The sequence below is a fragment of the Streptomyces sp. SAI-127 genome (assembly GCF_029894425.1).
In the GTDB taxonomy this organism is placed as follows: Bacteria; Actinomycetota; Actinomycetes; order Streptomycetales; family Streptomycetaceae; genus Streptomyces.
Map to the genome: position 1 here is coordinate 177,459 of NZ_JARXYJ010000001.1, position 10,776 is coordinate 188,234.

Genomic DNA, 10,776 nt, shown 5'->3' on the forward strand with positions numbered 1-10,776 from the left:
GCCCGGCCCCGGCGATGGAGTGGCCTCCGCGCCCCGTCAGCGCTACCTGACGGTGTTCGCCCGCGGCACCCCCGGGCCGCGCAACGGGAGCGTCCGGCTGAGGACGAGGTTGGTGGTGGTGCTCCCGAACTCGGCCAGCTCGTCGACGATCTCCTCCAGGTGGGCCATCGACGTGGCCACCACCTTCATGACGTAGCAGTCGTCTCCGGTGGTGCGCAGGCACTCCAGGATCTCCGGGCGCTCTTCCAGCAGCCGGCGCAGCGGCTGGTGCCGGGTTCCCGGCCCCGGGTACTTGAGCCGGACCACCGCCATCACCGGGTAACCGGTCCGCTCCGGGTTCACCTCCGCCCGGTACCCAGTGATCACCCCAGCCTCCTCGAGCCGACGCACCCGCTCCTTGGTTGCCGAGGCGCTCAGGTTCACCCGCCGCGCCAGCTCGGTGAACGGGATCCGGCCGTCCCGTTGGACTTCTGCCAGGATCGCCCAGTCCGTCACGTCGAGACTCTCGGTCATACGCCCATTCTACCGGCGGATCCACGGCCGAACCGCCTCTGAACAGGCGGGAATCCCTTCTGGCGACCCATACGCCCTGCCTAGGGTTGGGCCCTGTGAAGATCGGAGTGAACGTCCCCAATTTCGGCCCGGGCACCGACCCCGGAGTGTTGCGAAGCTGGGCCCAGACCGTGGAGGGCCTGGGCTTCGACCTACTGATGATCTCGGACCACATAGCCATTACGGAGGATGTCGCCGAGCGCTACCCGGCACCCTTCTACGAGCCCTTCACCACCTTGTCCTGGCTGGCCGGCCTCACCACCCGTATCCAGCTCGGCACAACAGTCCTCATCGCTCCCTACCGGCACCCGCTGCTCACCGCCCGAATGGCGGCCAATCTGAATGAGCTGAGCGGCGGCCGGCTGATCCTCGGCGTGGGAGTGGGCTGGGCGCGGCAGGAGTTCACCGCCCTCGACATCCCGTTCTCACAGCGCGGACAGCTGACCGACAGCCACCTGCGGGACATCCGGGCCGCCTGGAAGGACACCGCCTCATACGGAGACCGCCGGATCCCGGTGTGGGTCGGCGGCAACAGCGACGCGGGGCTGCGCCGGGCCGTACGACTCGGAGACGCATGGCATCCGCTGCACCCCACCATGCCGTGGCTGCGCGAAGCCGCAGGCAGGCTGCAGACGTACACGGACGAGCAACACTTGCCCGTGCCCGCCCTGGCTCCCCGCATCGCCCTGCGACTCACCAAGGAACCGGTCGACGGAGCGGGACGGCTCGCCGGTGAGGGCACCATCGACCAGATCATGGACGACCTCGACCAACTGCGGCTGCTGGGCGCCGAGTCCGTCGTCCTCGACACCTACCAGGGCGACCCCCACACGACATGTCACCCGCAGGCGGCCTGGCAAGCCCTCGCCACCGTGGCCGCGCACCTTCTCCCGCCCAACATCCCACCCCGCACCACGAGGGAGCAGTCATGACCACACCCGACGACCACACCCTCCTCCGACAGGCCATCTCTCTCGCGGCCAAGGCACGCGCGAGCGGCAACCCGCCCTTTGGATCTCTGTTGGCAGGACCGGACGGGACGATCCTGGCCGAGGAGCACAACACCACCCTCACCGACAACGACGTCACCGCACACCCGGAACTCAAATTGGCGAGGTGGGCCGCAAGAGAACTCGACGCGCAGACGGCGGCAGGCACCACCATGTACACCAGCTGCCAGCCGTGCGGGATGTGCGAGGCCGTCATCCAATGGGCAGGACTGCGGCGAGTGGTGTTCGCCCTGTCCAACGAACAGCTCCTGGACATCAGGCCGGGCAGCAGCCGACCGCCCGTGCCACAGGACGGCCCCGCGCTGCTCGACGAGGTACGGGCTGCGGTCGAGCCCTACTACCGCTGACCGCCCGGCTCAGGGCGGAGCCCGCCACCAGCGGAACGCACCTGGGAACGCTCGTCCCTCCAAAGGAGCCACACCCTTTTTCATTCTTCTGGGCTTTTCTGGCCACCTACCCGAGTGTTCTTTATTGCGTGCAATAGCTGCTCGATCCTATGTGACGGTGACCGACAGGCACCTTGGAATGACGTCCCCAAACCATTCGCATTGCCGTGACGCGAGCCCACCTCCTTGGCTGAATCGGTGGGGGCAGGCGGTGCATCACCATATTCACGTCGAAGCCAAGGCCGACGTGCTTCAGATGGCCCAGTTGCTAGTTCAGAGAAGTCACGAGACCGAAGCTGATCGCTCCGGACCAGATCGTTCGGGGCATGGCAAGCCTCCTGCGGTACGCCCCGAGCCCTCCGAGCCTGAAAGCACCACCGGCACCAGGCACCCGAGCAGCAGATGGCCGCGACGCTGGCGTCAGGGTTCGCCAGCGCGCTGGCCTGAGCCTATGAGGGCTGGGGCTTCCCCTCGTGGTGCGTTCGGAGCACCCTTGTCCGTGGGGGAGCCGAGTCCGGGTCAGGAGGCCCGCGATGCAGGCTTACGTCGGAATCGATGTGCACCGCCGCCGGTCGCAGATCGCCGTAATGGACGAGGGCGGCCGGACGGCGGTGAACCGCAACGTCCCCAACGGGCGCGAGACAGTGCTGGGAGTGATCGGGGACCTGCCGGTGGGCACGCAGGTGGCGTTCGAGGCCACATTCGGCTGGGGCTGGTTGATCGAGCTGCTTCAGGACTACGGCTTCGAGCCGCACCTGGCCCACCCCTTGCAGTGCAAGGCGATCGCCTCGGCCCGGCTGAAGAACGACAAGGTCGACGCGGCCACCCTGGCTCACCTGTTGCGGACAGATCTGCTGCCCGAGGCGTGGATCGCCCCGTCCGATGTCCGCGAGCAGCGGGCCGTACCGCGCCACCGTGCCCAACTCGTGCGGCTGCGAACGCTGTTGCGCAACCGCATCCACGCTGTCCTGGCCGATCACGGCTGCGACCGGGGCACCAGCTGCTGGAACGGAGTAGGCCGTCAATGGCTGGATGCGTTGCCGCTGCCGGACAGCGCCCGCCGAGCGGTGGCCGACCGGCTGGAGATCATCGATGCGCTGCAGATAGTCATCGACCGGCTCGATGCCGCGCTCGCCCAGGTGGCGAAGGCGGATGCGGTCGGGAAAGTTCTCCCGACCGGTGAGGTTCTTGGGCCTGCCGCACTCGCCTATGTCACGGCCGATGGCTTCCGGCCGTCAGCGTCTGCAGAATTGCGCGTGGAGGAACTGCCCGCCGGTCATGCGGGTCTGGACGCCCTGGAGCATGCTGCCGGGGCGAAGGACGCCGGGGAGGCTGGCCTCGCCGAAATCACCTCGTTGTTGCTGCCGCCGGTTATCACGCCTGGCCGAGCTCGACGGCTCACGTGAGCGTGCCGACTTCGCCTGGTGGCAGCCAGGTAGTCGGTCATCAAATACCTCGTTGGTGTGGATCGAGGCTGAGCAACAGGCCAGCGACAGGGCAGGATCGTCCGAATGCGTTATGGATCATGCCAGCCTGCCGTCCGCGCCGGTCAGGCCACCATCCTGCGGTAGCGGAGCAGGGCGGCGGCAATGCCGGCGTACGCCAGGAAGTGGCCGGCCTTGCGTTCGTAGTGACGGTGCAGGCGACGGATTCGGAAACACACGCCCGGCGTGTTGGCGTCAGTCGATGGCCGACGGAGGTCGCCATGCCCGTGATCGCTACGTGGGTGTCGTCTCTCGGCGTCGGGCCGCCGTCGGCGCGGTGACGGCGCCGTTCAGGCATTGGTCGAGGAGTGCGTGCATGCGGTGGACGGGGAGGGACGGGTTGGCCGCGGCGCCCTGTGCGGTGCGGAGGTCGGTGAGGAGGGTTTCCAGGGTCTCCGGTGTCAGGGTCGGGTTGGCGGCGGCTGCCCGGCGTACTGCATCGTCGGGGTCTCCCAACGGAGGTTCGGGCAGGGTGGGGTCGGCTGCGGCCAGGGCGCGCATCTCGGGGTCCGGGTGGGCGATGAGGTGGGTCCGGCCGGTGCGGGGGAACGCGGGCAGCGTCAGCAGGTGCGGACGGTGGGCCGGGCGGGTCACGAAGACGTCCAGGAGGAGGTGCGGTGGAGCGAGCGGGTGGTGGCAGGCCAGCCGGATCCTCACCTCCTCGTCGTCGTCCTGCGCGAGGGTCTCGACGAGTTCCGCCGACAGGCCGGGCCAGCTTGCCGCGACCCGGCGGAGCATCGGTTCCTCGGACGCAGCGCAGGTGGCGTACCAGTCCGGCGACGGCTCGGTGGCCGGCTGCGTGATCGGGCAGGTGCAGTCGGGCCCATGATCGACGACCTTCTGGACCTCCTGGAATTCGGCCCAGGTACGGATGGAGGGCTGGAGGCGGGCACGCATCCGCACGTCCTCGTCCGGATCCTGCCTCAGCTGCGCCGCCTCCGGTCCCAGGTCGGGACGGGTGGCGACCAGCCCGCGGATCTCTGCATCGGGGTGGCGGGCGAGCCGGGCGAGGGCGTCGGCCGGGGTATGGCGGTTCCGGGCCAGCGGGGCTACCTCGTCGGCCGCGAAGCACTGTTCGACGACCGCGGGTGACAGGGCACAGGTGCTGAGCACGAACACCGCGTTTCGTGATCCGATGGGCGGCAGCTCGGCCTCCACCGCCTCCGGGTCCAACTGCCGGCTGCCCCTCCTGGCTGCTTCCCGTACGGCGGGGTCTGGGTCGTCGAGCAGGGCATGGCGCTGCGCAGCGGTGAGCGACTGCCACTGGAAGGCGGCGTACAGACGGAGTGCGGGGTGGTCGTGACCGGCCATGTCCCGCGGGAAGGACAGAGGGACCTGCCGGGAGGACCAGAGCTCGCCGGCGATCTCCTTTTCGGTGACCCTGCCGTCCTCGCCTCCGTCCTGGGCGGTCAGGAAGGTGACGAGGATGTCGGCCGGCAGGGGCCGGACCCACCGGGGCTGGAGCCTGGTGCCGCCGGCGAGATACGCACGGACGAGTCCCGATGGGTCCGATGCCAAGGGAGCGAGTCGCGCCGGTTCGACGTGCAGGTTGCGGGCGAGGGCACGGCGGATCCGCTCGACCGGGTGGCGCAGGGCCGCGTCGATGACGGCGCCGGGCAGGTCCCGGCCCTCGCACATCAGCAAGCCGGCCTCACCGGCCGCTTCATCCAGGAGACGTATCAGCACGTCGGCGGGCGCCGCCGCGTTGAAGGCGATGCCGCGCAGCCACAGTTCACGGAGAGAGTCGGACACCGCGTCATCCTGCCACCTCGCCTCCTGGACCGGGCCGCCCGATGGCTCCCTCGTCGGCGCTGACCGGCGGCTCCGTCCGCAGGGCTTCGGACCACGTCGCGAAAGCCTTGCTCATCATGCGTACCCTGACGGTACGCGGCACACCGCCAGGCTCCGCATCCGCCCCCGCCGACGGATGCACGACAAACTGCGGTCAGAGCCCCCGAATACCTCAGCCAACGCGGACCCATGCGAACCGGCAACACACCAGGCCAGGCGCCGCCCGGTACACCGACAAGCCCCCCTCCGAGCGTCAGGACGGCTGAGGAGGAAGCATCACGTCTCCGGTGCGCTTGAGCCGCTGCCAGGGCAGACGGTATCCGTTGATCGCGGTGAGGCACGCCTGGATGAGGACCAGATACATCAACTGGCGGTAGACCACCTGCTGCAGGGGAAGCGCCCACAGAGGTCGCACCCTCTCGCCGTCGAGACGGAACGCGTAGAGGGCGCACAGCGCCTGTACCGCCAGCACGGCAGTCCAGGCCAGCAGCGTGCCGAGCCGGTTTTGGAACACCAGACCGTAGAGGGTCAGGATGTCAATCAGTGGGGCCAGGAGGGGGGTGAGGATCTGGAAGACGGCCAGCAACGGCAGGCCCAGACGGCCGAAGTGTCCCGCATGACCTGACTCGAACAGTGCGTGACGGTGCTTCCACGCGGCCTGCATCGTGCCGTAGCTCCACCGGTAGCGCTGGCGCCACAGCTCCCGCAACGAGCCCGGTGCCTCGGTCCAGGCGTGCGCGTCCTGCGCGTAGCCGACCTCCCACCCGGCCCGGTGGAGAGCCATGGTGATGTCGGTGTCCTCGGCGAGGGTGTCGCCGCTCATCATCCCGGCTTCGCGCAGGGCCGTAGCGCGGAAGGCCCCCACGGCGCCGGGAACAGTGGGCAGGCAGCGCAGCAGATCGTACATGCGGCGGTCGAGATTGAAACCCATGACGTACTCGATGTGCTGCCAGCGGCCGAGCAGACGCCGGCGGTTGCCGACCTTGGCGTTCCCGGCGACGGCCCCGACGCGGGGGGCGGCGAACGGCTGGACGAGGCGGCCAACGGTCGAGGAGTCGAAGACCGTGTCGGCGTCCATCATGACGATGAGGTCGTGGGAGGCCAGCAGGATGCCGGTGTTGAGAGCGAACGGCTTGCCGCCGTTGGGCCGGCGGATGACGGTGACGTTTGCGATGGCGAGTGCTTCCGCGATGTCGGCGGTACCGTCGTCGGAACCGTCGTCCACAACGATGATCTCCACGGGATGGTCGCTCGCGGCGAGGGAGCGGAGTGTCTTGGCGATGCACAGTCCCTCGTTGTAGGCCGGGATGACGACGCTCACCGGTTCGGTGACGGGCCGGCCCGGGGCGGCCCGTGGGTGCGAGCGCCGACGCGCGTGGCGATGGGCCAGAAAGACGAGCAGCGCGCACCGTGCGAGCACAAGCGATCCGACCGCCCACAGCAGCGCGCTGATGACGGGCACCGCCGTCCCGCACACGGCCACGGCCGCCACGAAAACCCTGCCCTTCCACTGGTCCAGGCCGTCGGCGGGGCGGGTGAGGCTGTCGGCGCCGACGACGTCAGCGAGGGTGGTGAAGCGATAGCCCTGCGCGGTGAGACGGGGAATCAGTGTCTCTATGGCTTCGACCGTCTGAGACCTGTCCCCGCCCGCGTCGTGCAGGAGGATGACCGCGCCCTTGCCCGGTACGTCTGGCATGGCCGCTTCGACGATCGCCCGGGCGCCCGGCCGCTCCCAGTCCCTGGTGTCCTGGTCGATGAAGGCCAGAAGGTACCCCTTGTCTCCCAGGCGCCGCGCCACAGACCATGCCGGGTCGTCCAGGGCGGAGGTGGTCGCGGAGTAGGGCATCCGCATGACCGAGCTGTTGAGGCCGCCCGCTCCGGCGATGGCCAGTTGGGTCAACGCCAGTTCACGGTCGACAGCGCCGGCGGACTGGGCGGCCAGGTCGGGGTGGGAGAAGGTGTGTACGCCGATCTCGTGGCCGGACCTGATCACATCGCGCAGCACGCCACGGTAGCGGGCCGCGTTCTGCCCGGTGACGAAGAAGGTGGCGGGTACGCCGAAACGGTCGAGTGTGGCCCTGATGCGCGGCGTCCAGGTGGGATCGGGGCCGTCGTCGAAGGTCAGCACGATGGTCTTCCTCGGCACGCGGAAGGTGCGCAGGTGATCACCGGTGGTGTCGACGATCGGGCCGCCGTCCACGACCTCCCTCGGAACGCGGGTGGCCGGCCGGTCGGCGCGCCCTTGCTGATCACCGGTGAAGCCTCGGGTGGTGTACCCCTCGACCAGAAGCACCGAGAGGAGAAGCATCAGCAGGGCCAGCGGAACGACGATGCGGAAGCGGTGCCGGGACAGCCGGGGCGCTCGGCTGCGCCCCGCACCGGGCCGAAGCGATGGGCGGTCGGCCGACCGGTGACGGCTGGCCCGCATCAGGGGGCCTGGGCCGCCGGTACGCCGGAGGGCGGGACGCTGCTGGAGCCCTCAGGCGGCCCCTCGGACGGCGCTTGGGGGGTGGCCGCCGACGGTGTGGGCAGCGGCGTTTCCGGCGCGGGCTGGGGCAGCGGCGCAGCGGGCGGGGTGCCGGTGTCCGGAGCCGGTACTGGCGAAGGAGCATCGGGAGCCGGGGACGGGTCCGGTGGTGGCACAGGTGATTCCGGCGCTTCCGATGCGTCTGGGGCCTGCGGCGCATCTGGGACACGTGGTCCCTGGGGAGCTGCTGGTCCCGCCGTAGCGGGGGGCACCGGTGCACTGATGAACGGCGACGTCCCGGGCACAGGCGGGGGGAGAACACCGGGCGGGCCGCCGGTCACCGTGGTGAACCCCGGGACCAGCAGCGCGCTGGGACCCATCGCAAAGCCCGAGTCGCCGGCCATCCGGCCCCCCACTCCCGGCGCGCCGCCGGACAGCGGCGGCATCTGGCCAAGGGCTCCCGGTCCCGGCACGGCAGGCGCGGCAGGCCCACCGGAGACGCCGGAGACGCCGGGGACTGGCAAAAGGACCCCGGGCGCGAACGGCGTCGCTCCCAGCAGGCTCAGCCCCAGCACAACCACATAAGTGGAAGCCAAAGCGGCCAACCCGTATCCGGTGCGCCGAAACAACCGTGCGCGATGACCGCTGGAATCGACGAACACCGGCCTGTCCGCGGTAGCCACCGCACTTCGCATATGCTGTGATATACGGGCATTAAGGGCCATAAGAGTCAGCGTACGTCGCCGCTGGGCGTGACCCGCAAGAGAGCGTGTCTACAACCCTTCCACCGCACCCACCGGCAAGAAGCCGACGACGCGCGAGCACCACCCCCACGACGTGCTGGCAGGGCTCCTGGTGGGCGCTCTGGCTGCTCTGCTCGCTATGCCGGCACTGCGCAAGCGTGCGGAGGCCACAGCGCTGTGGCTCACGGCCACCCGCCGGCGGCCGCTGCTAGTGGTGTCATGAAGCGCGGCGAGATCGCCGAACTTCGATCGCCTGGGCGCGCGGCCGATGCGCGACATCACCGCCACACGCTTGCGCCGACTCGAGGAGCGCGACATTCCGAGCCGCTCGACGCGGACCGCCGGCCCCGACGGGCTGCGTGCCCGCGAGCGGGAAGTGCTCACCCTGCTTGGCGATGGACTGCGCAACTCCGAGATCGCGCAGGTGCTGTGCCTGTCCACCCGGACCGTCGAACACCACGTCGCGGCGGTGCTGCGAAAGCTTGACCAACCGGGCGGAACCGGCTCGGTACGCCCGACGAAACGGCGTAGCCGGCCAGTGAACCGCGGCGCTGGTCGAGATGGTCCGTTCCGGGGACCAACTCAGCCCTGGCGTCAGACGGTGCCGACTGGAGCGCCGACGATGACATGCGAGGCGAGGACCGCTGACCCCGTCGTCTCGGCGACGTACGTCGAGAGGGCGAGGAGAGTCCCACAGTCGGCGACGGCTCACTCGCACCTCCCAGAGCGCGCCCACCGCCACTCCCCCAGCGGCTGCGCCATGGTCACCGGAGCAGGCTGAGCACGCGACGCGCAGGGACGCGCAGGGACGCGCCGACGCAGCGCAGCCTGAGCACGGCGTGCCGGGCGGCCTGTCCTGTTTCGTACGGCACGGGCTCTCACCCCGGTGGCACGCACGGTGTCAGTCGGCCCAGCCCAGAGGCAGGGCTGCCTGCCCAGGGTGCCCCGGAAGTTGGCGCGGAGCGCCGGCGTCCTGTGGTGGTCGACGACCGGCCGCCGGTGGCGCCTGACGTTCCACCCGTCTCCTCCGGGACACCCGTTTCCGGGACGCCCGCGCAGTCGGCACATACCAGCAGCCTCGTGAGTCGCCGGGTACATGGATGCGCATCGCGCCCCGTGTGGCGCATCGTCAGTCCGCCCTCGCCGGATGCGTAAGGTTGACTCCGTTCCCCGGGTCGAAAACGTGGGCCTTGGCCACGTCGACCTGCAGCTCCACGGGTTCCCCCTCCCGGGCACGCGTGGCGGCGTCCAGGCGGGCCACGAGGTGACTGGCGTCGGCGCCGGTGTCGCGCATGCCCGAGTCCGTTGCCAGCTCCTCCAGCTCGGCGCTCGTCGCGGGACCGCCCTCCGCGGTGAAGTAGACGTACACGTCGGAGCCCAGCGACTCCAGTACCTCCACGGTGGTGGTGAAGACCGGGCCCGTTCGGTCACGGTCGTGCGTCAGGGCCACGTCCTCGAATGCCTCCGGCCGAAGCCCGAGGATGACCTCGCGGGGGGCGTTCTGCCGTTCCAGCGCCTGTCTCGTGCGGTCGTCGAGGGGAAGGTCACCCACGGGCGAGCGCAGGACATCGTCCTCCAGGGTGGCATTCAGGAAGTTCATCGCCGGGGAGCCGATGAAGCCCGCGACGAAGATGTTGCGCGGGCGGTCGTACAACTCGGCGGGTGTGCCGATCTGCTGGACCAGGCCCTGCCTCATGACCACGACCCGGTCGCCGAGCGTCATCGCCTCGGTCTGGTCGTGGGTGACGTACACGGTGGTCGTGGCGAGGCGCCGCTGCAGCCGGGAGATCTGGGTGCGCATCTGTACCCGGAGTTTGGCGTCCAGGTTGGACAGGGGCTCGTCCATCAAGAACGCCTTGGGATCACGGACGATCGCCCGTCCCATGGCCACCCGCTGGCGCTGACCGCCAGAGAGGTTGGCGGGCTTGCGGTCCAGGTGCTCGGTCAGGTCGAGGATCCGGGCGGCTTCCGCCACCTTGGCGTCGATGGTGGCCTTGTCCACCTTGGCCAGGCGCAGCGGAAAGCCCATGTTCTCCCCGACGCTCATGTGCGGGTACAGGGCATAGCTCTGGAACACCATGGCGACGTCGCGTTCCTTGGGAGCCAGGTCGTTGACGACTCGGTCTCCGATGCGCAGCGTGCCCTCCGTGATGTCCTCAAGTCCGGCGATCATGTTCAGGGTGGTGGACTTTCCGCATCCCGACGGACCGACCAGGATCACGAACTCGCCGTCGGCGATCTCGAGGTCCACGTCCTTCACGGCGAGGGCTCCATCGGGAAAGCGCTTGGTGACTCCCTCAAGGATGATCTCGGCCATGGGTGGTGCCTCCTTGCCTACATGCC

8 protein-coding genes are annotated in these 10,776 nt (G+C 69.5%); 4 read left to right on the top strand and 4 right to left on the bottom strand.

Features of this window, described 5'->3' with window-relative positions:
• Window positions 1-42: 42 nt before the first annotated feature.
• A complete protein-coding gene (locus M2157_RS00900; protein ID WP_280859877.1) occupies window positions 43-513 on the bottom strand; it encodes an Lrp/AsnC family transcriptional regulator in 471 nt (156 codons plus the stop codon).
• A gap of 95 nt (window positions 514-608) precedes the next feature.
• Here M2157_RS00900 and M2157_RS00905 point away from each other — a divergent pair, with 95 nt between their 5' ends.
• The 3 genes from M2157_RS00905 (at window position 609) to M2157_RS00915 (ending at window position 3,354) form a co-directional block, all read left to right on the top strand.
• Window positions 609-1,484, top strand: coding sequence for a TIGR03619 family F420-dependent LLM class oxidoreductase (locus tag M2157_RS00905; RefSeq protein ID WP_280864056.1), 876 nt, complete (start codon window positions 609-611; stop codon window positions 1,482-1,484).
• Entirely contained in the window at window positions 1,481-1,909 is a 429-nt protein-coding gene (locus tag M2157_RS00910; RefSeq protein WP_280863670.1) for a nucleoside deaminase, read from the top strand. Before M2157_RS00905 ends, M2157_RS00910 begins: the two co-directional genes overlap by 4 nt.
• A 572-nt stretch (window positions 1,910-2,481) precedes the next feature.
• Window positions 2,482-3,354 carry a transposase gene (locus M2157_RS00915; protein WP_280864057.1) on the top strand — a complete coding sequence of 291 codons (873 nt, stop codon included), beginning with the start codon at window positions 2,482-2,484 and terminating at the stop codon, window positions 3,352-3,354.
• A 312-nt stretch (window positions 3,355-3,666) separates the two neighbouring features.
• Here the strand turns inward: M2157_RS00915 and M2157_RS00920 are convergent, their stop codons facing one another.
• Both M2157_RS00920 and M2157_RS00925 read right to left on the bottom strand, forming a co-directional pair.
• Complete coding sequence (locus M2157_RS00920) at window positions 3,667-5,184, bottom strand: hypothetical protein (protein WP_280864058.1); 1,518 nt, start codon at window positions 5,182-5,184, stop codon at window positions 3,667-3,669.
• A gap of 292 nt (window positions 5,185-5,476) precedes the next feature.
• Window positions 5,477-7,651, bottom strand: a complete 2,175-nt coding sequence (locus M2157_RS00925; protein WP_280864059.1) for a bifunctional polysaccharide deacetylase/glycosyltransferase family 2 protein — start codon at window positions 7,649-7,651, stop codon at window positions 5,477-5,479.
• Window positions 7,652-8,701: 1,050 nt separating this feature from the next.
• Between M2157_RS00925 and M2157_RS00930 the strand changes: the two genes are divergently transcribed.
• Window positions 8,702-9,214: a helix-turn-helix transcriptional regulator gene (locus M2157_RS00930; protein WP_280864060.1), complete on the top strand. Its 513-nt coding sequence runs from the start codon at window positions 8,702-8,704 to the stop codon at window positions 9,212-9,214.
• A gap of 348 nt (window positions 9,215-9,562) precedes the next feature.
• Here M2157_RS00930 and ugpC read toward each other — a convergent pair whose 3' ends face one another.
• Window positions 9,563-10,750 carry a sn-glycerol-3-phosphate ABC transporter ATP-binding protein UgpC gene (ugpC, locus tag M2157_RS00935; RefSeq protein ID WP_280864061.1) on the bottom strand — a complete coding sequence of 396 codons (1,188 nt, stop codon included), beginning with the start codon at window positions 10,748-10,750 and terminating at the stop codon, window positions 9,563-9,565.
• Window positions 10,751-10,776 lie beyond the last annotated feature (26 nt).

What these genes read in the sequence shown, in the direction of transcription:
- M2157_RS00900 (WP_280859877.1), bottom strand. Translation starts at nt 513, where the DNA reads ATGACCGAGAGTCTCGACGTGACGGACTGGGCGATCCTGGCAGAAGTC.
- M2157_RS00910 (WP_280863670.1), top strand. Translation starts at nt 1,481, where the DNA reads ATGACCACACCCGACGACCACACCCTCCTCCGACAGGCCATCTCTCTC.
- M2157_RS00915 (WP_280864057.1), top strand. Translation starts at nt 2,482, where the DNA reads ATGCAGGCTTACGTCGGAATCGATGTGCACCGCCGCCGGTCGCAGATC.
- M2157_RS00925 (WP_280864059.1), bottom strand. Translation starts at nt 7,651, where the DNA reads ATGCGGGCCAGCCGTCACCGGTCGGCCGACCGCCCATCGCTTCGGCCC.
- M2157_RS00930 (WP_280864060.1), top strand. Translation starts at nt 8,702, where the DNA reads ATGCGCGACATCACCGCCACACGCTTGCGCCGACTCGAGGAGCGCGAC.
- ugpC (WP_280864061.1), bottom strand. Translation starts at nt 10,750, where the DNA reads ATGGCCGAGATCATCCTTGAGGGAGTCACCAAGCGCTTTCCCGATGGA.